Below are 25,809 nucleotides of genomic sequence, written 5' to 3'. Positions count from 1 at the left end.
TAAAAATTAACTAAAAAAAGATACGATCTTATTTTCGGCTAAAAACTACCGGTACATCCGTCTCGCCAGTATCCCCATCAACATACTGCACAGTTAAAGAGTTGCCTGCCAAGGTAAGTTTAAATTTATCTAAATCATATTGGTCTGCGGCACTGCCCCAAGTATCCACAAAACCTGAGCATCCTGTTGTATCTATACTCATCGTTTTGGCTTGTATGTAATCAGCGCCTGCTTCATATGTTCCTGCTTCTATGCCTGGCTGCGCGCAATCATCAGTTTCTGTCGCAATTGTGATAAATGATTTATCGCTGGCCAGATTGATGATTAAGCCATCGGTCACCCATGTGCCTACAACACTATTTGCTGTATTGTCAGCTTTTTTAAAGATGTGTGTCTCATTGCCTTCTTTCAGGATTAAAGTATCTTTGGCTGTTCCATAGGTTAAAATGAAATCACCTTGCGGATGCGAAAGCCCCCATTCACCATTGGTATCTATTTCAAAATCTTGGACTTTGCTTAATTTGCCTGTCATTGGATCCCAGCTGATCTGGCCTTTTTCGATGCCTGGCTTGCCAGAATCATCAGCTGCAGCTGTTTCGCCAAGGAGGAAGTTAAAGGCATATTGATTGTCACCCGAAGCCGTTTCGCTATCGATATAAAGGATGACTTTGCTGTTGTCTGTTTTATCCTCAAGAATCCAAGCGCCAGCATTGTCTTTAATAAAGCTATCAAAGAAATTCTTTTTAGCCGCATCTGCCGTCACAAGCGTGAGATTTTCACTGCTTAAGACTTCTGTCAGCGCTGGACTTTGAACAAATTGTTCAGTATCTACGCTGAGATCCAGCGTTTTGCCTTTCAGTGCAGCAAGCACATCGTCACTGATCCTGATGCCATTGCTGTGATCGTGGTCTGAATCTAAAGACTGCAGCAGGATCAGAAGATTGGTGGCGCGTACTGGAGAATCAGGGGATAGGTCCAGCGGAGTGACATGCGCTTGTGCTTCGCTGCTGCCAAGTTTGATATCGCCTAAATAGAAAGTGACAGAATCACCAGTATTGTATTGAAATTGCCCTTGCGCATCGGTGGTGCCGGTTAAACCGCTCGAGGTTTCATAGCGGATATTTGCAACAGGTCCATCCGTGAATACGCCGGTCTGCAGGCTGGATGATGGCGCGCCGCCGCCAGAAGATGAGTCATCATCAGAGGAGCTGCCGCAGGCTGTTAATAAACAGGCCAAACTTATTGCCAATAGTGTTTTTTTCATGATATTCCCTTGGTTGTTGTGACGCGGTTTTTCCCATCTTATGAGGAATATAGCTGTTTAAACTATCCGCAAATGGGGAGGGGAAAGAACAAAATGAAAATGGCCGGCGGCGCCATAAAAAGAAGCTTTAATTAAAAAGGCGCTGAATATCAGCGCCTAAATGAGATGAATTGGGTTGTTGAGCTTGAAATAAATGCCACGTTTTAATGCATTTCTTTGACCAGCTTATAGTTTAATTTGCTGTCTATTGCCTTGCCTGTCTGCATGTCGCGCGCTTCGGCAAAGTTTTCGCCAATAAAAAATTTGCGGTTATCGCCGGCTTTATCCAGCGTAATGATAGAGGGATTTTCAGCATCAAAGCTGAATGAGCCTTGGCTTTCAAATTTTTTGCCGTCACCTTTGCCAAGGTATTTCTCGCTTAATTCAAAAGTTTTGTTGTCTTTGAGCTCCAGTTCGATTTCAATGCCTTCACAGTCTGCGCAAGGGAAAATACCTTTATATTCACCAGCCCAATCTAAAGCGTTTTCTGCAGTATCGCCTGCAGGTGCTGCATGATCCGCGTTTGAATCATGGTGTGCAGCGGCTGTTTCTGCTGGAGCTGTTTGCGCCTGATCTTTGGATGTGGCTGCATTGTCGGGTTTTGAACATGCTGTTAACACTAAACTGCTGATGGCAATTAATAAAAGAATTTTTTTCACGGAACTGACCCTCTATGTATAGCTGTATTTTATTTAATAAACAGTTTAGCCGGCGCTTCAAATATTGAAAGAAACTTCTTGTAAAGGCTTCTGTCTGCATAAAATATTGAAAATATTTATATATCTGCGTACATGGCTCAGATATAGGACTTGCAGGAAATATTTATACATTTATATATTAATTGCCTGATAAGTGATCAGCTTGGGCTGGCTTAATTTTGAATTGCCGTTAGAATTTGCGCCTTATTCACATGACGATGGTGCAGCCAGTGTTTGAAAAATTTGCAGAAAAAAGCCTGAATATGCTGGGCTGGGAAATTGATAACCATTGGCCTTTGGATTTAGCGCAATGCGTCATGATTGCTGCGCCGCATACCAGCAATTGGGATGCGCTGTATGCGCGTTTGGCCTTGAAAGCCTTAGGGGTGAATGTCCGCCTCACCATTAAAGACAGTTATATGAAGCTTCCTTTTGGCCCCTTTGTCCGCGCGATGGGCGGTATCGGCATTGACCGGAGTCCGAAAGCCGCTGGCGAGCAGCGCTTAAGTATGGTCGATGTGATGACAGGCTTATTTAAAGAGCATCCAGAACTGGTGATGCTGGTGACGCCGGAAGGAACCCGCGCCAAGCAGGAAAAATGGAAAACCGGCTTTTATCATGTGGCCTGCAATGCCGGCGTGCCGATTGCGCTGGCCTATATGGATTATGAAAAGAAAAAAACCGGTGTCGGTAAAATTGTTTATCCGACAGGGGATTATGAAAAAGACATGGCGGAAATCATGCAGTTTTATGCGCAAATCAGCCCCAAATTCCCTGAAGACTTCAGTGTTGACAGCCGCTATTATTCAGCGGAATAAGTGTTTAAAAGCATGCTGGGGGTTAGGTCTGGCATGCAGTTTAAAAACGCCGGATATGATGTCCGGCGTTTTTTTATGGGCATGGCCGCTGAAAATTATTGGTCTGAGGATGGTATGTCTTGTGAAATGCCGCCTAAGTTTTGGCAGGCGTCTTTATAAATGCTGTATTGCTGCTCAACAACGGACGTCAAAGGAATATTGAACAGCTTTTCGCCATTTTTATAGCTTTCTATATAAGCTGCTGCTTTTTGCTTTGAGCTTTGCAGTGTTTGTTCATGGTAGCTGGTGATGGGGGAATGCGCCATCTGTGAACTTTCAATATTGCTGCACTGGAAGCTGGACAGCAGTTTTTCGGCTTTTTTTATGTCACGGGAAGTACTAATCGAGCAGCCTGCCAAGACTAAAGCTGTGGCAAATATGGCGAGCGATTTCATAATGCGGATGAAGATAATGATTGGGTCAAATATTGTATAAACTTTTGCGGGCTATGTTTGGTTTTGATCGAAATAATCGCCGAATTAGTGTCCAGTTAAATGAGTCTGATCAATCACGCTGAGCAGATCTGCCGCTGCACTGTTTAGCTGCTCCGTTGAATTGGTATTTTTCAGGCGAGCCTCTGCCGCATCGTGAAAAGAACGGGTGATGCAATTTCTTTAGGACGCAGCGCGCCTGCAGATGGCATGGACATCCGGCTGATTTTTGAATATAAGTATTTCAAATCCATTTATTTTTAAGAATGCAGTTGCATGTGGCATGAGCGCGGGGCGAATTGGGGAAACTGCTTTCAGGCATGGGCAGTCGGCGTAGTTTTGAACTGCTGTTCAGCATCTGCGTTCAGCCAAATGCAAGACGGCATTATTGTCATGGATGAGAGCCTGGAAAACCCAAACGGGCAGGAACAGCAGAAACTGGCCCGCAATGAGCTGGAGGGGCAGCAGGACTATGCCGTGCTGAATCATGCATTTTTTGAAAATGATGTCGTGAAGATTTATAACTATACCGCTTATGAGGCTGGCTCGGCGCAAAATAAGTTTTTATTGGGGCATTCTGAACAAATTGGTCTGCAGGATTTCGGCATTTCATTCGGCTTTGGCCTCGAGCTGAGATTAAACGGCAGGCAAAGCATAGGCTACGAATATTTATCCAATTTTCCTTATGACCGCGGGCAAATTATCCGTTTCTATTGGCATGCGAAATTTTAAGCTTTCAGCCACTCAGCCACTCAGCCACTCAGCCACTGGCCATCAGAAGCTGCTTAAATGAGCAATTTCAGTATGCGTCTAAATATAAGATAGAATTTCGGACACTTTAAATATTGCAGGAGGATAGGCTGCAGTGCAGGCGCGGGCCGCAGTATTTGACTCTTGCATATAACAGCTGATGTATTTGAACGCCAACTGTACGAATGCTTACAAGGCTTTCAAGATTTCTGCAATATTTCCAATAATAATGCCTGAACTGCTTCAATCATCGCCCGAGGCCAGGCCTATGCGTTTAGAGCTGTTCAGAAAACCTTTTGCTGCGCTTTGCATTGTTTTAGTCAGCAGCAGTTATGCGGCGTCGGTACCTGCAGTTCTGCAGTCTATAGATCAGCGGGCAAGCAGCAGTGCCTATGCTGAAACACCAAATCCAAAGCCTGATATAAAAGCAAGTCATGCTTCTATTTCATCTGCAGCGCCTGGCTGCCTTTTGGTGAATAATCTATCGGGTTCACAGCAGGATGATTCTGATATCAAAGAAGCGAGGGAAGAAGATGCTCCTGTGCGTGACGCGCGTCCAGTCCGGCAGTCTAAACCGCTCTAAAGCCTTGCAAATGAGTTATGCATAGCAGTAAGTGCCAGCCTCGGGCATCTAAAAGAGCCTTAAATGAGGCTGGTCAGCAGCAAAAAACAGCCGGAGGCAAAAAGCAGGCTTAAAACGGTATGCTTGAATTGCCGTTCTGATATTTTATAAAACAGTTTTGCGCCAAGAATGGCGGGAATGCTGACGCACAGCAGCAGCACGCCCATATACGGCAGATGCATGCGGTGAATGGTGCCCTGCAGCAGATAACTGAACAGGGTAAAGACCTGAATGGCGAAATTAAAATGCCGCAAGATATAGCGCTGTTCATCTTTGGGCAGATGTTTCAGCATGACCCATGCTGAAGGCAACGAGCCGCAAAAACCGCCGAGCCCGCCCAGTATGCCGCCGATAAAGCCGATGCTGCTGTCGGCGATTTTTCCGGATTGGCGAATGCGTTTAATCTGCGGATTGAACAGCATCATGGGGCACCAAAGGACTAAAAATAAGCCCAAAACCAATTTAAAGGTCTGCGGATGAATAATTTCCAGCAAATGCGTGCCAATGGGAACGCCAAGCAGTCCGGCAAGAATATAGGGTAAAATCAGTTTTTTAGAGAAGTGATGCCGCTGCTCATGGAGCAAAGAAATGATGTGGCTCCAAATAGAGGCAAACACCACTAAGGGAGCCGCCAATTGCGGCGGCAGCACCCAGACCCAAAACGACATGGCGACAAGCGCAAAGGCGAAGCCGGTTAAACCTTGAATAAAGCCGGCGATCACCGCGCCGCTGATAAATAAAAACCAAGTCATCATATATGTCATTGAAACTGCAGAATGAGTGTAAAGGCTGGCGGCAGTACAGGAAAATCATTTTTTGTTCTATGCTCAGCAGGCGCTGTGCAGCAGAGCGGGAAGCTTAGGCATGCTGCTCCTGCAAAATACAGCCCTTGCTGCAAATGATGAATTTTCAGATACAAGAAACTTACACTAAATCCGATCCATCTCCATCGCGCTGCGCAATACTGAATGCATACACAAGGTTTAAACCGCAATTCAACTCATAGGAATTATTGAGCATGAGATGAATCTGCCGCAAACCGATGAATAAGTAAGCTGAATATTCAATGGATAACCGAAAATGAGCTGGAAATTCATTGAAATAGAGAGGTGATGAAATGATAAAAAAAATAATTCTGCTATCTGTTTTCGCCACTGTGCTGACAGGCTGCATGGTTTCGCCGTATGACGATGATTACCCGCACGACGGCAGGCATCATTCAGGACAGTATGACAACCATCACCGCTGGGATGGTGACCGCAATGACCATCCTGACTGGCGTAATCACAACCGCCATGATGATGGACACCGCCACTGGAATAATGAAAATCAGCAATAAGGCGCTGATGAAACCCGCCGGTGGGCAAAACAGAGCTTGAGCAAAGATTCCTTCAGGAATGGTCTAGGCCTATTGCAGCCATAACACTCAGCTGTGCACTGCAAGACCTTAAATTGTGCCTGCATTTGACAGCAAAAAGGACGCGTATTTCGCGTCCTTTTTGTGCTTTCAGGATGATGCGTTGAGCTTATGCAATTTCAAATCAAATCTAAATTTTTATGATGAATAGGCTGATGCTGGAAGCCGATCCAGCCGCAGTTTCATCCCGCTTGCGCTTATTTTAAACCGCTGCCGATTTTTGAAATAGGCCGGCACGGACAGTACCGGCTTTGGTTTCTTTAATTTTATGCCAGCTGCCGGGCAATTTCAGCTGGGCCAAGTCACGGTCTGCCTCAACATAAATCAGGCCTTGGTCTTTGATCAGCGGATCGGCCAATACCGCCAATTGTTCCCATAAATCCAAGCTATAAGGCGGATCTAAAAACACCAGATCAAACTGATCCTTTAAACCCGGCAGCGCTTGCTGCGCAGTTGAAACTTTCAGTTTGGCATGCTGTGCAGTGACTTTCAGCAGCTGCAGGTTGTCAGTTAAAAACTGGGCTTGCGTGCGGTCAGGCTCAATCATGACCACTTGCGATGCGCCGCGGGACAAGGCTTCAAAGCTCAGTGCGCCGGAACCTGCACACACATCCAAGACGCAGGCGTTCTGAATATCCCACATCAGCCAGTTGAATAAGGTTTCCCGTACACGGTCCGGTGTCGGGCGCAGGCCGTCAATGCTGGCAAATGGAAGCTGGCGGCGTTTCCATTCCCCGCCAATAATACGCAATTGGTTTTTCATTGTTGATTTCTACTCTTCATCATCAGCTGGCTGGCTGGCTGGCGCGACAGCATGGGCATTGCGGTTTGGCGCAGCAGGCGCATGGCTATGCGCGGCGCTGCTGGCAGCATCTTGGCCGCCGGCATTGTTTTGCACTGGATTTTCACCGCTCGGCAATTCACTTGGCTTAATGCCTGCGGTCATCAATCCGCCGCTGACTTGAGATGCCGATGGACGGATCGGAGATTTGTTGCGTGTCAGCAGCCAATAATCAAATACTGGACGGGCCAGCTGCGCAGCCGAACCGCCGTGCCGGCCATTTTCCCAAATCACCGCAATGGCAATTTCCGGCTTATCTGCGGGCGCAAAACCCACAAACAGGCCATGGTCGAGCTGGCGTTCAGTGAGCAGCGCTTCATTATAGCGTTTGCCTTGCGCAATGCTCTTCACCTGCGCGGTACCGGTTTTGCCGGCAATTTTATACATCGGGGTGCGGATGCCGCGGCCGGTACCAGTTTCAATCACATCCACCATGGCATCGCGCATTTTAATCCAGTCTTCGGGCTTGCCGTTGAAATCAATTTTGCCGTCCGGCGCATTATGCACCGTATAGGGTTTGGTTCCTTTGCTTTCGCGCAGCACGTGCGGAACAACGTGCTGGCCAGCATTTGAAGTGATAGCGGTAGCCATGGCCAGCTGCAGCGGTGTTGCAGTAAATGCGCCCTGGCCGATACTGACTGAAATGGTTTCGCCTTTCAGCCATTTGGTTTTCCGGGTACGCATTTTCCATTCCGGGCTTGGGTAGAGGCCGGTGCTCTCACTCGGTAAATCAACGCCGGTTTTTTCCCCGAAGCCGAATTGGCGCATCCAGGTATTCATACGCTCAATACCCATGCGGTAGGCAAGGGTGTAGTAATAGGTATCGCATGAAACCACTTGCGCTTTATGCAGGTTGACGGAGCCGTGGCCGGTTTTGCGCCAGTCGCGGAAACGGTGCGAATCGCCAGGCAAAGAGAAATAGCCAGGGTCAGAAATAGCCGTGTTCCAGTCCACGATGTTGTAGTGCAGGCCGCCTAAGCCGAACATCGGCTTAATGGTGGATCCGGGCGGGTAGGTTCCCTGCACGGCACGGTTGTACAGCGGCTGATCCAAATCATCACGCAGCGCAGAATAGTCTTTGCTGCTGATGCCGGTGACAAATAGATTCGGGTTGAAGCTAGGGCTGGACACCAGCGCCAGAATTTCACCCGTGCGCGGATCCATCGCGACAATGGCCCCGCGGCGGTCTGCGAGCTGCTCGGAGGCGACAACCTGCAAGCCATAATCCAGAGACAAATATAAATCATTGCCCCGAACCGGGTCTTTGCGGCCCAAGTGGCGCAGCACGTTGCCGTGCGCGTCCGCCTCTACAGATTCATTGCCGGGCAGGCCATGCAGCAGGTCTTCATAATATTTTTCGACGCCAATTTTACCGATCAGGTTGGTGCCGGCATATAAATCTTTATTGATATCTTTTAATTCTTTGTCATTGATGCGGCCGACATAGCCAATCACGTGCGCAAATAATTCGCCATGCGGATAATAGCGGGTCATTTGCGTCTCTATGTTGACGCCGGGGAACTGAAACTTCACTTCACTGAAACGGGCGATTTCCGTTTCATTCAAATTCAGCTTCAGCGCAACCCGCTCCGTTTTTTTCGAGGTTTTAATCCGGCTTTTGAAACGGTCAATATCTTCTTCGGACAGATTGATGACCGGCGTTAAGCGCCGCACGGTATCGTCAATATCCTGAATGTCGGCGCGGCTCATGGTGGCTGAAAAAACCGGATAGTTGTCGGCTAAGAGTACACCGTTGCGGTCATAGATATAGCCGCGGGCAGGCGGCAGCGGCTGCAGGCGGACACGGTTTTTATCCGAATCTGTGGCGAATTTGTCGTAATTGAAAATTTGCAGATAAGAATAACGTGAAACCAGCAGCAATAAAAAGAAGATCACAATGCCCAATGAGAAGTAAATTCGATTGCGGAAAATGCGCTTTTCTTGCTGTACATTTTTTAAAGGAAAGTGCTGCTTCATACGCGATCGACTTGAGATACACAAAGGGGAATTTAAGGCTGACCATTCTACCGCAAGTTCCCAAAATTTGATAAGCCAATTCAAAGCCGCATTGTAAGTTTCGCTTAAACTTTGACTTTGCAGACATTAAAAAAGTTCGGTGCTGTATATAAGAGTCCATATTATTCTGCTAAAGTCGGAAAGCATAAAAATAGGACTTATTACAACTAAAAAGCCTGAAATTAAGGATGATGGTGAAAATAATGAACAAAGCTTATTCTTTGTTAGCATTGGCATTTATTGCACATGCCGCGGCAGCGCAAGACAGCGGTATTCTGCCGGAAGCGAATTTAACTGGAGCGGATGTCTCGGCGTGGAATGTGGGGGCCGGATTTACGCAAAAATTACTGCATGTGAATACGGAATGGGTTAATCCATACGGCATTGCCTATGTAAAAGCGGGCGCATTTTTGAATGGCGATAAAACTTTCGGCGCTCAGGCCGGGTTCCGCCATCCCATTCATTTTACCGGCAAAGACAAGAATGGCTATTATTTAGGCGTATACGCCGGCCATATTGAAAGTAAAGATGTAGATGGCGATTATGAAAGCCGTTTAGGCGGCGGTGTGGATTTATCCTATGTTATGCTGAGCAAAGAGCGGATCAGCACCTTCAGCGTCGGCATTGGCGCCGGTGAAGAGCTGACCGACAGCAGCGGGCGCACGATTGCTGAAACAGAACCGAAAATACAATTTTCCTATACTTTAAGTATCGGTTTATAGAGACAATATTCAACTTTGTTTGAATTGAATCTGTTTAAATTAATATATTCCCTGAATAAAATTAAATATGGAAGTTATGCATGCTTGAGTACGTCAATGAGTTGTGGCAAACCTTTTTGAAACGGCCAGATTTCTGGGCTGTACTGAGCATTATTCCTGTTACTGCTTTTGTTACTTGGGCGCACGTCTGGATGGCGCTGAAAATGGTGTTTTACCCGATTAATTTCTGGGGATTCCATCTGGGGCCGCTGCCAGTGGGCTGGCAGGGCATCGTGCCGCGCAAGGCCGGGCGCATTTCAGGCATTATCACTGACAATACGCTGTCTAAATTAGGTTCGCTGCGTGAGTTTCTGGAGGCGATGGATCCGGAAGATATGGCGCGCATCATTGGCGAGCAGGTCGGATTTGAGCTGGAACATCTAATTGATGAAGTGATGATCGACCGCAATGCCGTGCTGTGGGAAAATTTGCCGTATTCAATTAAGCGCCGTATTTATGCTCAAGCACAGAAACAATTACCGGGTACATTAAAAGAACTTGTGACCGAACTGACCATGAACGTCGAGTCACTTGTGGATATGCGTGAAATGGTGGTGAGCCAAATGGAAGGCGACCGCCGCTTAATGGTGCGGATGTTCCTGAAAGTCGGCCAAAAAGAAATCAATTTTATTTGGCATATCAGCGCCTTGATCGGGATGTTCTTTGGCATATTCCAGATGATCGTCTGGTTTGTGGTGCCTTGGCATTGGACGGTGCCATTCTGGGCATCAGTTTGGGGTTTCTTGACCAACTGGATCGCCATTTGGATGGTATTCAATCCAATCGAGCCGCATTACATCCGCTATCCGCAATTCTTTGAATTAACAAAGAATCGCAAGTTCCCATGGATCAAGCCGGTGATTCCGCGCATAGGCACATACAATATGCAGGGCGCGTTTATGAAGCGTCAGGAAGAGGTTTCTGATGTCTTTGCCAGCGTCGTGACCGAAGACCTGATCACGCTGAAATCGATCATGACTGAAATGATGTACGGCAGCAAAAAAGACAAGACCCGCCGTATTGTCAAGCGCCATATTAATGAAATTATGGAAACTCCATTGGTCAGAACATCTTTACAGCTGTCATTAGGGCCAAGAGAGTACGCAAAACTCAAGACAGACTTGATTGATCGCTCAATTGAAATTACGATGGTGCCTGTATGCGACCCTGCGTTTAATGCGAGCCGTGCACAGAAAATCTTTCAAATGTTTCGAGACCGTATCCGCGAGCTGACACCTAAGGAATTTCAGAATCTGCTGCGTCCTGCCTTTCAGGAAGACGAATGGATCCTCATTGTTTTGGGCGGCGTTACTGGCTTTATTGCGGGCACCATACATTTGTTTGTGGCTTTCTTATAATTAGATGCTGAAGCATGTCAGAGAACTGATATGAACAAGGCGTCAAATACATTGTTTAAATGAGGATGTTTTTTTATGCGCATTATCTTACTCGGACCACCTGGAGCAGGTAAAGGTACACAAGCTCAGTTGATCTGTAAGCGCTACAATGTCCCACAAATTTCAACCGGTGATATGCTCCGTGCTGCAATTCGTGAAGGTACTGAATTAGGTCTTAAAGCTAAAAGCGTCATGGAAAGCGGCGGTCTGGTTTCTGATGAATTGATCATCGGATTGGTCAAAGAGCGTATTGCGCAGCCTGACTGTGTGAATGGTTGCATCTTTGACGGTTTCCCGCGCACCATTCCTCAAGCGGAAGCTTTGGAAAAAGAAGGCATCAATATTGATCATGTGATTGAAATTGATGTGCCGGATGAAGAAATTGTTAAACGCCTGTCTGGCCGCCGTCAGCATCCTGCATCTGGCCGCGTATACCACATTGTTTACAATCCGCCGAAAGTGGAAGGTAAAGATGATGAAACTGGTGAAGATCTTGTTCAGCGTCCAGATGACCAAGAAGCGACGATCCGCAAGCGTTTAGGTTCGTACCACACTGAAACTGAACAATTGGTCGGCTTCTACCAAGGCCGCGCGGCTTCTGGTGAAAATGCGCCGACATATGACAAGCTGAACGGCTTGCGTCCAATTGAAGAAGTTCAAATCGATTTGTTCGCCATTCTGGATCAGTCTAAATAATCCGTATTTGCGGGTTTTGACTTTCAAAGAGTCCTAAGTCATATTAGGGCTCTTTTTTATTGTGTGTTTGGAGATGGGCTGTGGAGCAGATTGCAGTGATTTTAGTTTTGGCAGCAGCTGCAGTGCTGGTCGTGGGCATGCTCTATTTCAGCTATAAGCTGCTGAAAAAAACGCAGGAACAGGAAAAATTGGAGCGCCGTAGCCAATCTGCGGAATATCAGCTGCACCCGAAATTAAAGCAGGAACAGCAAAAACGAGAACAGCAAAAGCAAAGCCAGCAGAAAAACGAACAGCACCCCAAATAACTGCTTATGCGGCTGCAGATGAACTGACCGCGCCGTTGGGGCTGTGACAAGACCGCCGGTTTTCAATGCGCACTGTGCGGTGCCGAGATTCAAGACCATCTTTTAGTCTGAACAATCAAACTCAAAACAAGCCGTTTTTGCGGCTAAGGCTCTATATTTTTGACAGCAATGGGCCGCGCTGCGCCGAATTCAAAACGGTCTGGCCAGTTGCAGACATCTGAAACAATGCATTCAGCGCATTTGGGCTTGCGGGCTGTACAGCAGTAACGGCCATGCAGAATCAGCCAATGGTGTGAGTCCACAATAAATTCCTTGGGAATCACTTTCACCAGACGCTGTTCCACTTCAAGCACGTTCTTGCCGACTGCTAGGCCTGTACGGTTGCCGAGGCGGAAAATATGCGTGTCTACAGCCATGGTGGGCTGTCCAAAGGCGGTATTCAGCACCACATTGGCCGTTTTGCGTCCCACGCCGGGCAGGGCTTCTAAATCGGCACGGTTATTCGGCACAATGCTGTTATGTTTTTCAATCAGCATTTTGCAGGCTTTAATGACATTTTCCGCTTTGGAATTATATAAACCAATGGTTTTGATATATTCCTTCAGGCCATCCACACCCAGCGCGTAAATGGCTTCAGGCGTATTGGCGACAGGAAACAGCTTATCTGTGGCTTTGTTGACGCTGACATCGGTCGCTTGAGCAGATAAGGTTACAGCCACCAGCAGCTCAAACGGGCTTGAATAATTCAATTCTGTTTTGGGGTTGGGGCGCTGTTCACGCAGCCGTTCAAAAAAGATTTGAATCTGCTTCTTGGTCATATTCTTGACGGCCATGCTATTCCCCTTGCAGCGCATTCAACTGCTGGTTTAACTCTTCCAGTAGCGTACGTTTTTTGGCATCGTCACGGACATTGAGCTGTTTTTCCAGTTTTTTGATCTGGGTGCGGATTTTAGCCAGCTCAATGGTGGCTTTGGCATCCTGCACTAAGGCTTTTTTGTCGGTTTTTTCAGTCAGCTCAATATTCGGCACGCTGTCAGTCTGTGTTGAGAAGCGGGCAAACAGCGCGGTATCAATTTCAGCACGCACCACCGGGCCTTTGCGGTTGATGCGGCGTTTTTCCTCACGCTGAATATGCGCATAATAGCGCTGGCGCAAATCCTGCTGTTCCTGATCACGCAGGTCGTCGGTCGGCAGGGGCTGCACATCTTCAATTAAATCAATGCAGTCGACAGGGCAAGGTGGAATGCACAGTTCACAGCCGGTGCACAAGTCGGTCAAGACGGTATGCATCAGCTTGCCGGAACCAATAATGGCATCCACTGGGCAGGCGCTGATGCATTTGGTGCAGCCGATGCATTCATCTTCACGAATCACGGCTTTCATGCGCTGCGGGCGGCCATCTTGCTGTATAGGCCAAACGCTTTCTTCTGCCGGCAAGGGCGCACGGTCCAGCAAAGCTGCCAGCGCATCCGCTACCGGCTGTCCGCCCGGTACGCATTTATTGGCTTCCTCACCTTCAGCAATGGATTTTGCATAAGGCAAACAGCCATCTCGATGGCCGCAAAGCCCGCATTGCGTTTGCGGGAGCAGGGCATCAATTTTTTGGATGAGGGAAATTTGTGTATTCATGAATAACCGGAAATGCTGTGCAATCAGCGTGAAACAAAAAATGCTGGAATGCAATATTAGCATGTTTTATCAGGGCTGTAGACTATTCCTGAACCCGCGGCTTGGCGCTAAGAGCCTGCGCTTCAGCCTCATCGCGTCAGGATCTCCGGCGGTTGTTGCGGTTGCCTATATTGTTGCTGTTGCATATAAGTGAGGTGTAAATAAAAAGTAAGGTGCATATAAAGAGGCTGTCCGCATGCAGTGGGCTTTTGGTAGATCTGCCGGCACGCTTTTGATCTGGCTGAGCTGCAAGAGCAGGCCAATGCTTAAGTGCATGGCGGGCATTGGCCTGCAGCGGGGAATACTGCAGGAGCAATTTATCGAATGGCTTCTGATTTAAACAAAACAATAAACAGGCCGTAATCCAGGCAATATCAAGGCTGTTCAGGCCTTTTGGCGCCTTTGGAATATGCATTGGAGAATGCAATTCGCCAAAGGTATAAAAGGCATGAGGCGTTTTATGGGAAAAATGGGCGCCTGATAGGCTGAATGCGCCTGTTCTGCACGCCTGCAGTATAAGGGAAATTTTTCTGGAATGCTGGAAGAGTCAAGCAAAATTCGGTATTTACAGTACAAAGCAGTGCGCAAAAATGGTTCGATCTATGCATGCTTATTGCGCAAAATATTACACTGTTATATTCTAAAAAGTTATTACATTTATAACAAAAAAGACTATGAAATTAAATTAAATCCATGTTCTATAAAGAAAATTCAAGTTTTTTTGAGAAAACTATTGCTGAACGGGTGTAAAAGATATTTAATGTTTTGCGCCAAAATATATCACCGATTGAAATTTTGACCGATTTTGATCCATTTCTGCTGAGGATTAAGCGTTGAAATATAACAGCCTTAAAGACTTCCTAGACTACGTAAAAACACGTGATTCACATCAACCAGAATTTCTTCAAGCTGTAGAAGAAGTTATGACCAGCCTTTGGCCGTTCATTGAAAAGAATCCTGAATATGCTGACTACGGATTACTTGAACGCCTTGTGGAGCCTGAGCGCGCGATTCAATTCCGTGTATCTTGGGTTGATGACAAAGGTCAAACTCAAGTGAACCGCGCTTTCCGTGTGCAATATAACTCAGCAATCGGTCCATTCAAGGGCGGTATGCGCTTTCACCCGTCTGTAAACCTTTCTATTCTTAAATTCTTAGGTTTCGAACAAACATTTAAAAATGCCTTGACCACACTGCCTATGGGCGGCGGCAAAGGCGGTTCAGACTTTGACCCTAAAGGTAAATCTGAAGGCGAAATCATGCGTTTCTGCCAAGCTTTAATGATCGAGCTTTACCGTCATCTTGGCTCTAACACAGACATCCCTGCGGGCGATATCGGTGTGGGCGGCCGTGAAGTGGGCTATATGGCCGGCATGATGAAAAAGCTGAGCAATGACACATCATGCGTATTTACCGGTAAAGGCTTATCTTTCGGCGGTTCTTTGGCGCGTCCAGAAGCAACAGGCTTCGGTACAGTTTATTTTGCTGAAGAAATGCTGAAAACACGCGGCGACAGCTTTAAAGATAAAGTGGTCACAGTTTCAGGTTCAGGCAACGTTGCGCAGTTCGCGGCTGAAAAAGCAATGTATTTAGGGGCGAAAGTGGTTTCACTTTCTGACTCTAACGGCACCGTTTATGTTAAAGATGGCTTCACGACTGAACTGCTGTGCGAAGTGATGGAACTGAAAAACGTAAAACGCGGCCGTATTTCTGAATTCGCTTCTAAGCACGGTTTTGAATATCTTGAAGGCAAACGCCCTTGGTCAATCAAATGTGATATCGCGCTTCCATGCGCAACACAAAATGAATTGAACGGCGAAGACGCTGCGCTATTGCTTGCAAATGGCGTAATCTGCGTAGCGGAAGGCGCGAACATGCCTTCTACTTTGGATGCCGTTGAGAAATTTGTTGAAGCGAAAATCCTGTATGCGCCGGGCAAAGCATCAAATGCTGGCGGTGTTGCAACTTCAGGTCTTGAAATGTCTCAAAACGCGATCCGTTTGGGCTGGACTTTCGAAGAAGTGGATGAGCGCCTGCATGCTATCATGAAAGAAATCCACCGCAACTGCGTGAAATACGGTACTGAAGAAGACGGTACTGTGAACTATGTAAATGGCGCAAACATTGCCGGCTTCGTAAAAGTCGCTGACGCAATGCGTGCTCAAGGCGTTTACTAAGTTCTGCGCAAGCACGAACTAAAAAACCGAGGCTTTTGCCTCGGTTTTTTATGCCGGATTGTTTTTATTTAACCGTTTCGCGCTCAATGATCATGTCTTGAACATAGGCATATTTTGATTGATCCGCCGCTGGGTTTTTAATTTCATAGCGTTTGATGCGGACAACTTGGCGCTCTTGAGGGTTATGGGTAAAGCCTTCAATGCTGTTGTAGAACAGTGTCCAGTCTTTGTCTGCCTGAGTTTTGACGCCATTTTCAGCATATTTGATTTCACGGACCTGCAAGCAGGTTTGCGGCGCTACACCTGTGCATTGCTTAGTGACCGGGCTGATTTCCAGGAAAATGGTTTCGCCTTGAGTTTGGTATTTTGTTTCAGGCGTCATTTTGCCAGTAAATACCAGCTGTTCGCCTTTTGCATTCACAATCGTCAAAGTCGGATTGTCTGCATCCTTCAGATTCAGGATAAATGGTGCTTTGCGGTCTTGGAATAATTGCGCCGCTACGCCTTCCTGCTGCATGGCATTGTCTGGGCAAGCCATTTGCGTAGACATCAGCGCGCCAGTGACAATCTGGTTGTTTTCAACTTTCCAGCTGCCGCCCATGGTATTGCAGCTGGTCGAAATGCTTAAGCGGTTATTGTCTAAAAATTTTAAAACCAGCGGTTTTGGCGCATTGGGCGTATTGGCGCTCCATTCGTATGCAGCCAGTGTTTTATCTGCATTTTGCTGTTGTAGAACAGACACGGCGAGATCTCCAGCTTTTTGAATATCACTTGATTGACACGCGGCTAAAGCGAGCGGAAATAATGCGATTGCTAAATATTTTAATTTCATTTTTGACGGTCTTAAAATGGGATATGGATAATAGGAGTTAGCATAACCGATTCAATTTAAAAAAGAATGGATACATTTAGCGCAATTCAGTTTCAAAATGTATCCATGAATAAAAATTAATATTTTTATAAAAAATATTTATGCTTAGTCGAAACGGTAAATATCCATGCCGAGTGAGCCCATGCTGAAACTGCTGTGCACAATGCTGAAACGGGGGCCCGTTCCCATGGCAAAAAACAGCGGCGCAAAGTGTTCCAGTGTTGGATGATTGCGTTCGACGTAAGGGATCGACTGCCAATCCAGCACGGCATTAAAATCGCTATGCGCCAATTTGCCGGTCACATAGTTGCGGAAAGTGGAGGCCCATTCAGGAACAGGCGCAGGCTGGAGGTTCCAGGATAATTCACGCAAATTGTGGGTAATGCTGCCCGAGCCAATCAGTAAAATCTGCTTCTCGCGCAGCGGCGCAAGCGTTTGGCCGATTTTGCAGATATCTTGGGCGGTCATGCTCATCGGCAGGGCAATTTCCACCACAGGAATATCCGCCTGAGGATACATGTGCAGCAAGGGCATCCATACACCATGGTCACGCGGGCGGGTGCTGTTGGCATGGGCTGAAAAGCCGGCTTCCGCAAGCAGATGCAGCACATCTTCAGCCAAATCCGGCTGGCCCGGCGCAGGGTAGCGGATCTCGTACAGTTCTGCGGGGAAGCCGCGGAAGTCATGCCAAGTGTCTGGCCGCGCGCCGGTGCTCACCTCAAGCGCGCTGCTTTCCCAATGCGCAGACATGACAATAATGGCCTCAGGTTTCGGCAGATTTACGCTCAAACGCTGCAGTGCCGGGCCGACTTGCTCAGGATTAATCGCAAGCATCGGCGAGCCGTGAGAAATAAATAAACCAGGAAGGGTTTGCAGATTCATTGCGATTAGCCTAATTAATTGTTGCTAAAGCATTTTGACAAATTACATTGTTCAAATAAATACTGGATATATCAACAAACCGTTGCATCTATAGAACGGTTGGATCTTTAGACTCAGCCGGCCCGGTGATAAGGATGATTATGATTGATGCTCATCGCGCGGTAGAGCTGTTCAATCAGCATGACGCGCACCATTGGGTGAGGCAAGGTGAGTTTTGAAAGTGACCAATGCCAGGCCGCTGCTTTGCGTACCGCTTCAGAGTGGCCGTCTGGGCCGCCAATGGCTAAAACGATGTCATTGCCTTCCAGCATCCAGCCTTTCATGGTTTCGGCCAGTTTTTCAGTGCTGAATTCACGGCCGCCGACCTCAAGCGCAATGAGGGTTTCATTTTGCTTCATGGCATTTAAAATGCTGTCGCCTTCAATTTGGCGGTATTTTAAAATATCGGCTTCTGAGTCATTTTTACCGCGTTTGGCCATGGGCAATTCAATAATTTGGGTTTGCACGAAAGGCTGAATGCGTTTGAAATAGTCTTCAAAGCCAGTCAGCACCCAGGCTGGCATTTTTTGGCCAATGGTAATGATGCGGATTTTCATAGCAGGCGGTATTGATGAGAAAGCGCCATTATAGCGTGAAATAGCGCTTGGCTCAGCGCCGAAACAATTTGCAATTGAATTGGCAGCGCTGTTGTTGTTTTAATACTCTGCAGAACAGCTTCGTTTGTATGATGTACGGAATAATAACAATGATGAATCAATTGCAGAAAAATAAAATTAAACAGTTCATTCAGCAGTGTCTTTTCGTTTTGACTGCAGCAGCTGCCGCGGCATCGGCGCATGCAAATGCTCCTCATTCTGCAGAGCCGCAGAATTTAACCGTCTACATGGAACAGCTGCTGGGCGGCGGCGATTTCCGCAATTTTAAGGACGTGAAAGAGCTGAACCGCGTATCTGCATGGATCCGTGAGCAAATGCGCCTGTTTGGCGTGCCATGCCAATATCAGACCTATAAAGTGAATGATGAGGCTTACCGCAATGTGGTGTGTTCTTTAAAAGGCCAAAGCGCCGACAAGATCATCGTCGGCGCGCATTATGATGTTTTTGAGGATAAACCGGGCGCGGATGACAATGCTTCGGGCGTGGCGGGCGTGATTGAAACCGCGCGCATTTTAGCGGCGGAGAAAAAGGCCTTAAAGAACAGTATTGATTTTGTATTCTATACCCTCAATGAAGCGCCGTTTTCCGGCACGGAAGAGATGGGCAGCTATGTGCATGCCAAATCGGTAGAGAAGCAAAGCAAAGCCATTAAAAGCATTTATATCTTGGAAAATATTGGCTATTACGATGTGAATTTAGTGCAGCAGTATCCGATTGGCTTGAAGTGGATTTATCCTAGCCATGGCAATTATATTGCGGCGGTCGGCAATTTGCAGTCGCGGGAGATGACGGCGGAATTCTGCAAGGCCATGAAAAGCCTGAATCAGCTGCAATGCGAGCGACTCATTGCGCCATCTTTTGTGCAGGCTATGGATTTTTCAGACCACAATAATTACTGGGCTTTTGACTTGCCTGCGATTGTGATTACCGATACTGGCGCTTACCGCAATAAAAATTTCCACACCGATAAAGACACCATTGAGCAATTGGATGTGCAGAAGATGGGGCAGGTGGTGAATGGGCTGGTGCAAACCCTCTTGAGGCAATAATCCGCCCAGCGGCTCAATGCCGGGATTTTATCCGGCAGCGCGGGGAGAGGGCTGAAAACAGAACTGCATAAAAAACGCAGCCCTGAAAGCCTTTGGACTGCGATAAAAGGTCACCCGCCTGGAGATGCAGATGACCATTTTAGAACTTAGAAAATCAATGCTTAGAAAATAAATACTAAGCGCCTAAGCAAGCAGAAACATACAGCGCATATGCATCTACTATTAAGATGAGGGAAAAATACCATTTTTCAAGTCTGGTATTGCTTCTGCTGATCAGCGATTTCCAATTGACACCGTCTCAGCGTGAGCGTGTTTGAGCGCTGATCGGCCATCTGCCGGATGCGCTTGATTCGGCAAGTTGAAACCGTCTGTTCATCTCATGATGCCAGCATAAAGTTTGGCTGAAATCATGAGCAATATCAGCAACCTTTGATTAAAAGCATTGTCCAGTTAAATGGGAACGCTATTCAGCCGAAGCAAGCATTCAGCTGTCTAAAGCCTGCTGATTGCAAGACTGCGCCTATAGAATTAATGTACGCTTAAATTGCATTTTTGCAATCGTATGGTTGAATTTTAATCAAAAAATAATTGCAGTAATCTTGCGTAAGCCAGATGAATCGGCAGATACAGCTTCATTTGTTTTTGCAAAAAAAATATACATTTTTTTTAATGCAGGCCGAAAACTGTTTAAAAAGCATCTTCGGCCGCGCAGCCCGTCTAGGCATTTGCATGACGGCTGTATATCCAACGCTGCATTTAAAAACACGTTCGGGCAATGCGTTTTGATCCGATATGCAGCAAGGGCCGCTACTTCATGGAATGGATTCCGAACATATTGCCTTCTGTATCTATGCCTAAAACCATTTGGCCGTATTCACCGATGGACAATTTGCCTTGGTGAACTTTGCCGCCAGCCGCTTCAATACGGCCTTGCTCGATGGCGCAATCTTCGCTGCTAAAGTAAATAATGGTGCTGTTGCCGCCTGCGGATACATCATCAGCTTTGACCAAGGCGCCGGAAGAGCCATATTGATTCATATCGGAGGGAAAGGCCCACATCGCCATACTGGAATCAGCGGGATTGCTGAGCTGGCTCAGCTGAATGTTCAGCAATGTTTCATAAAACTTTTTGGCTCGCTCCATATCATTGACATAAATTTCAAACCAGCAAACAGGATTTGGCATGGCAATGGTCCTCTTTTCATTTGAATGGCTGAATGTTGAGTTGATCATAAACCGATCTGTTTTATTATGCGTCAAATGTTTAAAAGCGGAATTTGATTATTGTAAGGGAAGGTATAGATTGTTCAATCTCCGTTCCTGCGGCGGCTGTATTTTAAGCATGATGAGGCTTCAAGCGAGGAATGCAGAACAAAAAAAAGAGCGCCGGAGCGCTCTTTTTTATACAGGGATCAGATCAATGGCGTGCTGCTTTGCCGCCTTCAGCGGCTTTGACAATCGGCGCTTTCACCAAAGGCTTCGGCATATCGATTAAAGCCAATGGCAGGATCTCATCGATGCTTTTCACGGGTTTAATTTCCAAGCCTTCTTTGACATTCTCTGGAATTTCCGCAAGGTCACGGACGTTTTCCTGAGGAATGAACACCAGCTTGATGCCGCCTCGGTGCGCTGCCAGCAGTTTCTCTTTCAAGCCGCCGATACGCATTGCGCGGCCGCCTAAGCTGGTTTCACCTGTCATCGCGATATCTGGACGGATCGCAATGCCTGTGAATGCCGAGACAAGGGCTGTGGTCAGCGCTAAGCCTGCAGACGGACCGTCTTTCGGTGTTGCGCCTTCTGGCAAGTGCACGTGCACATCGGTTTCTTCAAAGCGTGATGCTTCAATGCCCAGCTCATCAGCACGGGTGCGGACAACGGTCATGGCTGCCGTAATCGACTCTTTCATCACATCGCCCAGCGAACCGGTGGTAATGAATTTGCCTTTGCCTTTAACGGCGGCCACTTCAATAGTCAGCAATTCACCGCCGACTGACGTCCAAGCCAAACCGTTGACGCGGCCGACTTGCGCTTCTTCTTCCGCCATGCCGAAGTCAAACTTATGCGGACCCAGATAGTCAGGAAGATTGGCGGAAGTTACATCAACTTGCAGGTTTTTGGCCTTTTTGCTGACGGCTTCTTTCACCACTTTACGCGCAATTTTAGACACTTCACGTTCAAGGCTGCGCACACCGGCTTCACGGGTGTAACGCTGCACGATGTCGCGGATCGCTTCTTCATGCACAGTCAGTTCTTTCGCACGCAAACCATTGTTCTTAATCGCTTTCGGAACAAGATAACGTTCTGCAATGTTGATTTTTTCCTCTTCGGTATAGCCCGGCAGGCGAATGACTTCCATACGGTCGAGCAGCGCTTCTGGAATATTCATGCTGTTGGCCGTACAGATGAACATCACTTCAGATAAATCCAGATCAAGATCTAAATAGTGATCATTGAATTTATTGTTCTGTGATGGATCCAATACTTCCAGCAGGGCCGAAGCTGGGTCGCCGCGGTAGTCTTGCGCCATCTTGTCGATTTCATCGAGCAGGAACAGCGGGTTCTTCACGCCGACTTTAGTCAATGACTGCACAATTTTACCCGGCATCGCGCCAATATAGGTGCGGCGGTGACCGCGGATTTCCGCCTCATCGCGCACGCCGCCCAGCGCCATGCGGACAAACTCACGGCCAGTCGCTTTCGCTACAGACTCGCCCAGTGAGGTTTTACCCACACCCGGAGGCCCCACTAAGCATAGAATCGGGCCTTTGAGTTTTTTCACACGGGATTGCACGGCAAGATATTCCACAATGCGGTCTTTCACGTCATCTAAGCCGTAATGGTCCGCATCTAAAATTTCTTGCGCTTTTGTCAGGTTAATGCTGACTTTGCTCGCTTTATTCCAAGGCGTATCTAAAATCACCTCTAAATAGTTGCGAACCACTGCCGCTTCACTCGAAGCCGGCTGCATGGCTTTGAGCTTGCGGAATTCCGCTTCAGCTTTTTTGCGCACATGCTCAGGCAAGTCCGCTTCAGCCAAGCGTTTTTCAATTTCCGCAACGTCATCTTCTGCGCCGCCATTCATGTCGGACAGTTCGCGCTGAATCACCTTCATCTTTTCATTGAGGAAGTATTCGCGCTGGTTTTTCTCCATTTGGCGTTTGACTGAATCATGCAAAGTCTGTTCGATCTGCTGTTCTTCAGACTGCTGCAGCAGATAGGTCATCAGCTCTTGCAGATGCGCTTCGAACGCGTCGTGTTCTAAGAATTTCTGCTTCACATCAATATTCAAAGGCACGCGGGTTGCGACGAAGAACAATAATTGCAGTAAATCGTCAATTTTATTGGCGGCGGCAATCAGCTCGCGCGCATTGCGCAGTTTCGCTTCAGCGTACTGAGCGAACATGGTGCGCAATTCTTCAATGCGCGACTCTTGCGCTGCGCTTGCTTCAGGCACAGTCATCGGGCTTAAGCTGTGTTCTGCGGACAAGTGATCTTCGTTGTCGATGATTTTGACCAGCTTCGAACGGTGCAAGCCTTCGATTAATACTTTGATGCAGTTTTCATCATTCTCGTGATTCACAACTTGCACAATCTTCGCGACAGTACCGTATTGATATAAATTGTCGTGATCAATTTCTTCTGTAAGCGAATCTTTTTGTGCAACTACAAATACTAGATTGTCACTGTTACGAGCCACGTCCACTGCATTGATCGATTTTTCACGACCCACAAATAGCGCAATTTGCATATGCGGATAAACCACCACATCGCGCAGCGCTAAAAGCGGTAATACACTTGGAACCTGAGGCTCTAAGGTTTCTTCATTCATAATAATTTCAGACATGGGCACTCCTAATGAGTGACAACGGTGTTGCCATGTTTTTTATAGTGATGGGTATTTTTTAAATTACAAGGGCAAGGTAAAATAAATTGTATGAAAAATGAATAAATATGTGATTTTAAAGCATTCTCGACTGTCAAAATGATCAATTTAGCGTTTGAAGCCGAAGAAGTGCTGCGGGGTCAAAAGTCCATCTAAGGGCTGATCCCAGGCTTCACGCGGCAAGAGATCCTGTACCAGCTGAAAATCATGGGCGAGGCCCAGCCGGTAAGGTGCGCCCGGCGCTGCAGCCAAGGTTTTATCATAGAAACCGCCGCCCATGCCGATGCGTGTCCCGGCGGCATCGCAAGCCAGCAAAGGCATCAGCAGCATATCCAGCGTTGATACATGCAGGCCGCGGGCAGCCATAGGCTCTTTCATGCCCAGCGGATGGTGCGAAAAGCGTTGGCTGCGGTATTGATGCTGTGAAACTTTGACCCAGACCAAACGCTGATTCATCGAGCAGATCATCGGCAAATACACGGCTTTGCCGTGCGCAAAACAGTATTCCATGATTTTACGCGTATGAATTTCACCAAAAGCATGCAAATAGACGCCGATTTTTTGGGCGCGCTGAAATTTCGGCAGCCGAATCAGTTGATTGAGCACGCGCTGTTCGGCCTGTTTTTGCTGAAAAGGATTGACCGCGCGGCGCTGTTTGCGCAGTGTTTTACGAAGCGTATTCAGTGGGTATGACATGCGGGCAAAGCTGTGGTTTTTTTAAAGTTTAATCTTTTGAGCCGTGACTGCAAGCCCTGACCGCGCAAAAGCAAAGCTAAAGTCAATCACTGGATGAATTCGCTTTTGAGCAAAGCGTCTTTGATGGCATGGAATATTTCCGTTTATCTAAATTATTCTGCAGCGCAGATTTTTCATCGGAATAGCGGTGCATGAATATATTTACATTTGTATATTTATTGAAGCTTAACTTGCATGCAAAGGGATAAGCAGCTCAAAGGCAATGGTCAATACAGGCGGGCCAATACAGGAATTACCCGCTGATCATTGAATAAAACAAAGATAAAACAACTTGGTCAACACCAATAAATCAATGCAGCCGGTCTAGCTTCAATACTCGGGCGGTTTGCAGGAGAATAAAAATGAAAGCCAAAACAAAAATGGATGTAAAGACAAAAATGCGCAAGGGCTTGGCTGGATTGGCTTTAGCCGTTATTGGCGCCAACGCGGTATACGCCGCTGCGCCAGCGAACAGCCAGCAGGTGTTTTTTGTCGGCAATAACTGGGATGGAACGGTGACGGTGATTCGTCCGGCAGGCGATTATGGAAAAATCGGCGTGATTAATATGATTCCAGACCGTAAAGAGCGCCTGCTGGAAATTCATTTAAATCCTGTGAAATTGATTGCTTATACCTATATTCAATCGACCGCAGGTGAAGGGCATGATCAGCTGGTGGATGACATGTATTCTACGCCAGACGGCAAATCTATTGTGGCCTCCCGTCCAAGTTTTGCCGATGTGGTCTCGATTAATATTGCGACGGGTAAAATCAATTGGCGGACAGCGGTGCAAGGCTTCCGTGCTGACCATATGGCGGTGTCTCCAGATGGTCAGCAGGTGGCGGTTTCAGCATCGTCCGGCAATGTGGTGCAAGTGCTGGATATTAATACCGGCAAGGAATTAGGGCGTTTTGCCACGGGCGATAAACCGCATGAAAATATTTATTTCGATGGCGGCAGCAAGATTCTCAACTCTGCGATTGGCAACGTCGAAACATCAATGGATGCGGCATGGCAGGACTTTACCAAGGGCCAGCGCTATCTCACCATTGCCGATGCCGGTAATTTCAATGTATTGAAGAAAATTGATTTTCGCCCAGCGCTGGATGCCTTTGGCCGTAAAGACCTTTCCAGCTCAGTGCGGCCGATTGTCTTCAGCAAAGATGAGTCAAAAATCTATGCACAGGTATCATTTTTTAATGGCCTGGTGGAATACGACTTAAATCAGGATAAAGTTACACGCATTGGGCAATTGCCAGGCAGTTCCTCCATTCCATCTGACCGCAGCAAATGGGTCAATGATTCACGCCATCATGGCCTATCGATCAGCGCAGACGGCGAAAAACTCTGTGTGGCCGGCACCATGGATGATTACGCCACCATTGTAGACCGGCAAACGCTGAAAGCTGGCAAGCTGATTGCTGCAGGCAAGCCGTACTGGGCGACCCGCAGTCCAGATGGCAAAAATTGCGTGATCTCTGAAAGCGCCAATGATGCTGTGACAGTGATCAATTTTGAAACTGGCGATAAAGTGCTGACGGTGCCTGTGGGGAATCATCCGCAGCGTGTACGCATTGGCTATGCGCCTGCTGACTGGTCTGCGCCTTAAGGTTCACAGCATCGTCTAAAATGAAAGCGCTGAAACAGATGAAAGCGCACAGCTGAACATCGGGAAAAGCAGAAGCAATCTGAATGCGGCCTAATGCATGCAAATGCAAAATTTAAAGGCTGGCAGTCAGCTCCGAATAAATCGATGTGGCAGTGATGATGCGCTTATTTCTTTAAAATTGGTT

General features: G+C 47.2%; 26 protein-coding genes. 11 read left to right on the top strand and 15 right to left on the bottom strand.

The window, feature by feature from the left end; genetic code table 11:
- Positions 1-28 precede the first annotated feature (28 nt).
- Entirely contained in the window at positions 29-1,264 is a 1,236-nt protein-coding gene (locus ACE3T3_RS00490) for a hypothetical protein (RefSeq protein ID WP_374663045.1), read from the bottom strand.
- Positions 1,265-1,467: 203 nt separating this feature from the next.
- Positions 1,468-1,962 carry a copper resistance protein NlpE gene (locus tag ACE3T3_RS00485; RefSeq protein WP_374663044.1) on the bottom strand — a complete coding sequence of 165 codons (495 nt, stop codon included), beginning with the start codon at positions 1,960-1,962 and terminating at the stop codon, positions 1,468-1,470.
- Between the two features lie 257 nt (positions 1,963-2,219).
- Here ACE3T3_RS00485 and ACE3T3_RS00480 point away from each other — a divergent pair, with 257 nt between their 5' ends.
- On the top strand, positions 2,220-2,819 hold the full coding sequence (locus ACE3T3_RS00480) for a 1-acyl-sn-glycerol-3-phosphate acyltransferase (protein ID WP_374663229.1): 600 nt from the start codon (positions 2,220-2,222) through the stop codon (positions 2,817-2,819).
- 95 nt (positions 2,820-2,914) lie between these two features.
- Here ACE3T3_RS00480 and ACE3T3_RS00475 read toward each other — a convergent pair whose 3' ends face one another.
- Positions 2,915-3,253, bottom strand: coding sequence for a hypothetical protein (locus ACE3T3_RS00475; protein WP_374663043.1), 339 nt, complete (start codon positions 3,251-3,253; stop codon positions 2,915-2,917).
- 312 nt (positions 3,254-3,565) lie between these two features.
- Here ACE3T3_RS00475 and ACE3T3_RS00470 point away from each other — a divergent pair, with 312 nt between their 5' ends.
- Both ACE3T3_RS00470 and ACE3T3_RS00465 read left to right on the top strand, forming a co-directional pair.
- Positions 3,566-4,021 carry a hypothetical protein gene (locus ACE3T3_RS00470; protein ID WP_374663042.1) on the top strand — a complete coding sequence of 152 codons (456 nt, stop codon included), beginning with the start codon at positions 3,566-3,568 and terminating at the stop codon, positions 4,019-4,021.
- A 286-nt stretch (positions 4,022-4,307) separates the two neighbouring features.
- Complete coding sequence (locus ACE3T3_RS00465) at positions 4,308-4,622, top strand: hypothetical protein (protein ID WP_374663041.1); 315 nt, start codon at positions 4,308-4,310, stop codon at positions 4,620-4,622.
- A 59-nt stretch (positions 4,623-4,681) separates the two neighbouring features.
- On the opposite strand, the gene ACE3T3_RS00460 is transcribed toward ACE3T3_RS00465, so the two are convergent.
- Positions 4,682-5,413: a sulfite exporter TauE/SafE family protein gene (locus ACE3T3_RS00460; RefSeq protein WP_374663227.1), complete on the bottom strand. Its 732-nt coding sequence runs from the start codon at positions 5,411-5,413 to the stop codon at positions 4,682-4,684.
- A gap of 365 nt (positions 5,414-5,778) precedes the next feature.
- Here ACE3T3_RS00460 and ACE3T3_RS00455 point away from each other — a divergent pair, with 365 nt between their 5' ends.
- The gene (locus ACE3T3_RS00455; RefSeq protein WP_374663040.1) at positions 5,779-6,000 is read left to right on the top strand and encodes a hypothetical protein; all 222 of its coding nucleotides are present in this window, start codon (positions 5,779-5,781) and stop codon (positions 5,998-6,000) included.
- 280 nt (positions 6,001-6,280) lie between these two features.
- Here the strand turns inward: ACE3T3_RS00455 and rsmD are convergent, their stop codons facing one another.
- Positions 6,281-6,841 (bottom strand): 16S rRNA (guanine(966)-N(2))-methyltransferase RsmD, encoded by a 561-nt coding sequence (gene rsmD, locus ACE3T3_RS00450; RefSeq protein ID WP_374663039.1) that lies wholly within the window; start codon positions 6,839-6,841, stop codon positions 6,281-6,283.
- A 9-nt stretch (positions 6,842-6,850) separates the two neighbouring features.
- The gene (gene mrdA, locus ACE3T3_RS00445) at positions 6,851-8,896 is read right to left on the bottom strand and encodes a penicillin-binding protein 2 (RefSeq protein WP_374663038.1); all 2,046 of its coding nucleotides are present in this window, start codon (positions 8,894-8,896) and stop codon (positions 6,851-6,853) included.
- 242 nt (positions 8,897-9,138) lie between these two features.
- On the opposite strand from mrdA, the gene ACE3T3_RS00440 reads away from it, so the two are divergent.
- The 4 genes from ACE3T3_RS00440 to ACE3T3_RS00425 all read left to right on the top strand — a co-directional run bounded on the left by ACE3T3_RS00440 (position 9,139) and on the right by ACE3T3_RS00425 (position 12,094).
- On the top strand, positions 9,139-9,657 hold the full coding sequence (locus ACE3T3_RS00440; protein ID WP_374663037.1) for a hypothetical protein: 519 nt from the start codon (positions 9,139-9,141) through the stop codon (positions 9,655-9,657).
- Positions 9,658-9,737: 80 nt separating this feature from the next.
- A complete protein-coding gene (locus ACE3T3_RS00435; RefSeq protein WP_374663036.1) occupies positions 9,738-11,054 on the top strand; it encodes a hypothetical protein in 1,317 nt (438 codons plus the stop codon).
- 75 nt (positions 11,055-11,129) lie between these two features.
- Positions 11,130-11,789, top strand: a complete 660-nt coding sequence (gene adk / locus ACE3T3_RS00430) for an adenylate kinase (protein ID WP_374663035.1) — start codon at positions 11,130-11,132, stop codon at positions 11,787-11,789.
- 80 nt (positions 11,790-11,869) lie between these two features.
- Positions 11,870-12,094, top strand: coding sequence for a hypothetical protein (locus ACE3T3_RS00425; RefSeq protein WP_374663034.1), 225 nt, complete (start codon positions 11,870-11,872; stop codon positions 12,092-12,094).
- A gap of 143 nt (positions 12,095-12,237) precedes the next feature.
- Here the strand turns inward: ACE3T3_RS00425 and nth are convergent, their stop codons facing one another.
- The 3 genes from nth to ACE3T3_RS00410 all read right to left on the bottom strand — a co-directional run bounded on the left by nth (position 12,238) and on the right by ACE3T3_RS00410 (position 14,177).
- Positions 12,238-12,927, bottom strand: coding sequence for an endonuclease III (gene nth, locus ACE3T3_RS00420; protein ID WP_374663033.1), 690 nt, complete (start codon positions 12,925-12,927; stop codon positions 12,238-12,240).
- A gap of 1 nt (position 12,928) precedes the next feature.
- Positions 12,929-13,723: an RnfABCDGE type electron transport complex subunit B gene (locus ACE3T3_RS00415; protein ID WP_374663032.1), complete on the bottom strand. Its 795-nt coding sequence runs from the start codon at positions 13,721-13,723 to the stop codon at positions 12,929-12,931.
- Between the two features lie 136 nt (positions 13,724-13,859).
- Complete coding sequence (locus ACE3T3_RS00410; protein ID WP_374663031.1) at positions 13,860-14,177, bottom strand: hypothetical protein; 318 nt, start codon at positions 14,175-14,177, stop codon at positions 13,860-13,862.
- Positions 14,178-14,595: 418 nt separating this feature from the next.
- Here ACE3T3_RS00410 and gdhA point away from each other — a divergent pair, with 418 nt between their 5' ends.
- Entirely contained in the window at positions 14,596-15,939 is a 1,344-nt protein-coding gene (gene gdhA, locus ACE3T3_RS00405) for an NADP-specific glutamate dehydrogenase (RefSeq protein ID WP_374663030.1), read from the top strand.
- A 64-nt stretch (positions 15,940-16,003) separates the two neighbouring features.
- On the opposite strand, the gene ACE3T3_RS00400 is transcribed toward gdhA, so the two are convergent.
- From ACE3T3_RS00400 to rlmH, 3 genes are all read right to left on the bottom strand, one after another.
- A complete protein-coding gene (locus ACE3T3_RS00400; protein ID WP_374663029.1) occupies positions 16,004-16,771 on the bottom strand; it encodes a DUF4377 domain-containing protein in 768 nt (255 codons plus the stop codon).
- A gap of 144 nt (positions 16,772-16,915) precedes the next feature.
- On the bottom strand, positions 16,916-17,692 hold the full coding sequence (locus tag ACE3T3_RS00395; RefSeq protein ID WP_374663028.1) for a class III extradiol ring-cleavage dioxygenase: 777 nt from the start codon (positions 17,690-17,692) through the stop codon (positions 16,916-16,918).
- A 113-nt stretch (positions 17,693-17,805) separates the two neighbouring features.
- Complete coding sequence (gene rlmH / locus ACE3T3_RS00390) at positions 17,806-18,288, bottom strand: 23S rRNA (pseudouridine(1915)-N(3))-methyltransferase RlmH (protein WP_374663027.1); 483 nt, start codon at positions 18,286-18,288, stop codon at positions 17,806-17,808.
- Positions 18,289-18,440: 152 nt separating this feature from the next.
- Between rlmH and ACE3T3_RS00385 the strand changes: the two genes are divergently transcribed.
- On the top strand, positions 18,441-19,397 hold the full coding sequence (locus ACE3T3_RS00385) for a M28 family peptidase (protein ID WP_374663225.1): 957 nt from the start codon (positions 18,441-18,443) through the stop codon (positions 19,395-19,397).
- Positions 19,398-20,204: 807 nt separating this feature from the next.
- Here the strand turns inward: ACE3T3_RS00385 and ACE3T3_RS00380 are convergent.
- The 3 genes from ACE3T3_RS00380 to ACE3T3_RS00370 all read right to left on the bottom strand — a co-directional run bounded on the left by ACE3T3_RS00380 (position 20,205) and on the right by ACE3T3_RS00370 (position 23,976).
- The gene (locus tag ACE3T3_RS00380; protein WP_374663026.1) at positions 20,205-20,582 is read right to left on the bottom strand and encodes a VOC family protein; all 378 of its coding nucleotides are present in this window, start codon (positions 20,580-20,582) and stop codon (positions 20,205-20,207) included.
- Between the two features lie 232 nt (positions 20,583-20,814).
- Positions 20,815-23,241: an endopeptidase La gene (lon, locus tag ACE3T3_RS00375; protein WP_374663025.1), complete on the bottom strand. Its 2,427-nt coding sequence runs from the start codon at positions 23,239-23,241 to the stop codon at positions 20,815-20,817.
- A gap of 147 nt (positions 23,242-23,388) precedes the next feature.
- Positions 23,389-23,976 (bottom strand): 5-formyltetrahydrofolate cyclo-ligase, encoded by a 588-nt coding sequence (locus tag ACE3T3_RS00370; RefSeq protein ID WP_374663024.1) that lies wholly within the window; start codon positions 23,974-23,976, stop codon positions 23,389-23,391.
- 437 nt (positions 23,977-24,413) lie between these two features.
- On the opposite strand from ACE3T3_RS00370, the gene ACE3T3_RS00365 reads away from it, so the two are divergent.
- On the top strand, positions 24,414-25,625 hold the full coding sequence (locus tag ACE3T3_RS00365) for a YncE family protein (RefSeq protein ID WP_374663223.1): 1,212 nt from the start codon (positions 24,414-24,416) through the stop codon (positions 25,623-25,625).
- Positions 25,626-25,809: the final 184 nt, after the last annotated feature.

Source organism: Acinetobacter sp., from assembly GCF_041919735.1.
Classification (GTDB): domain Bacteria; phylum Pseudomonadota; class Gammaproteobacteria; order Pseudomonadales; family Moraxellaceae; genus Acinetobacter.
The sequence above is the reverse complement of the archived record's forward strand: the minus strand, read 5'-3'. Positions and strand labels throughout refer to the sequence as shown.

What these genes read in the sequence shown, in the direction of transcription:
- ACE3T3_RS00435 (WP_374663036.1), top strand. Translation starts at nt 9,738, where the DNA reads ATGCTTGAGTACGTCAATGAGTTGTGGCAAACCTTTTTGAAACGGCCA.
- rsmD (WP_374663039.1), bottom strand. Translation starts at nt 6,841, where the DNA reads ATGAAAAACCAATTGCGTATTATTGGCGGGGAATGGAAACGCCGCCAG.
- lon (WP_374663025.1), bottom strand. Translation starts at nt 23,241, where the DNA reads ATGTCTGAAATTATTATGAATGAAGAAACCTTAGAGCCTCAGGTTCCA.
- ACE3T3_RS00385 (WP_374663225.1), top strand. Translation starts at nt 18,441, where the DNA reads ATGAATCAATTGCAGAAAAATAAAATTAAACAGTTCATTCAGCAGTGT.
- ACE3T3_RS00490 (WP_374663045.1), bottom strand. Translation starts at nt 1,264, where the DNA reads ATGAAAAAAACACTATTGGCAATAAGTTTGGCCTGTTTATTAACAGCC.
- ACE3T3_RS00465 (WP_374663041.1), top strand. Translation starts at nt 4,308, where the DNA reads ATGCGTTTAGAGCTGTTCAGAAAACCTTTTGCTGCGCTTTGCATTGTT.
- ACE3T3_RS00415 (WP_374663032.1), bottom strand. Translation starts at nt 13,723, where the DNA reads ATGAATACACAAATTTCCCTCATCCAAAAAATTGATGCCCTGCTCCCG.
- ACE3T3_RS00400 (WP_374663029.1), bottom strand. Translation starts at nt 16,771, where the DNA reads ATGAAATTAAAATATTTAGCAATCGCATTATTTCCGCTCGCTTTAGCC.
- ACE3T3_RS00380 (WP_374663026.1), bottom strand. Translation starts at nt 20,582, where the DNA reads ATGCCAAATCCTGTTTGCTGGTTTGAAATTTATGTCAATGATATGGAG.
- ACE3T3_RS00410 (WP_374663031.1), bottom strand. Translation starts at nt 14,177, where the DNA reads ATGCATATTCCAAAGGCGCCAAAAGGCCTGAACAGCCTTGATATTGCC.
- nth (WP_374663033.1), bottom strand. Translation starts at nt 12,927, where the DNA reads ATGGCCGTCAAGAATATGACCAAGAAGCAGATTCAAATCTTTTTTGAA.
- ACE3T3_RS00395 (WP_374663028.1), bottom strand. Translation starts at nt 17,692, where the DNA reads ATGAATCTGCAAACCCTTCCTGGTTTATTTATTTCTCACGGCTCGCCG.
- ACE3T3_RS00440 (WP_374663037.1), top strand. Translation starts at nt 9,139, where the DNA reads ATGAACAAAGCTTATTCTTTGTTAGCATTGGCATTTATTGCACATGCC.
- rlmH (WP_374663027.1), bottom strand. Translation starts at nt 18,288, where the DNA reads ATGAAAATCCGCATCATTACCATTGGCCAAAAAATGCCAGCCTGGGTG.
- ACE3T3_RS00365 (WP_374663223.1), top strand. Translation starts at nt 24,414, where the DNA reads ATGCGCAAGGGCTTGGCTGGATTGGCTTTAGCCGTTATTGGCGCCAAC.
- mrdA (WP_374663038.1), bottom strand. Translation starts at nt 8,896, where the DNA reads ATGAAGCAGCACTTTCCTTTAAAAAATGTACAGCAAGAAAAGCGCATT.
- ACE3T3_RS00480 (WP_374663229.1), top strand. Translation starts at nt 2,220, where the DNA reads ATGGTGCAGCCAGTGTTTGAAAAATTTGCAGAAAAAAGCCTGAATATG.
- ACE3T3_RS00370 (WP_374663024.1), bottom strand. Translation starts at nt 23,976, where the DNA reads ATGTCATACCCACTGAATACGCTTCGTAAAACACTGCGCAAACAGCGC.
- adk (WP_374663035.1), top strand. Translation starts at nt 11,130, where the DNA reads ATGCGCATTATCTTACTCGGACCACCTGGAGCAGGTAAAGGTACACAA.
- ACE3T3_RS00460 (WP_374663227.1), bottom strand. Translation starts at nt 5,413, where the DNA reads ATGACTTGGTTTTTATTTATCAGCGGCGCGGTGATCGCCGGCTTTATT.
- ACE3T3_RS00475 (WP_374663043.1), bottom strand. Translation starts at nt 3,253, where the DNA reads ATGAAATCGCTCGCCATATTTGCCACAGCTTTAGTCTTGGCAGGCTGC.
- ACE3T3_RS00455 (WP_374663040.1), top strand. Translation starts at nt 5,779, where the DNA reads ATGATAAAAAAAATAATTCTGCTATCTGTTTTCGCCACTGTGCTGACA.
- ACE3T3_RS00470 (WP_374663042.1), top strand. Translation starts at nt 3,566, where the DNA reads ATGTGGCATGAGCGCGGGGCGAATTGGGGAAACTGCTTTCAGGCATGG.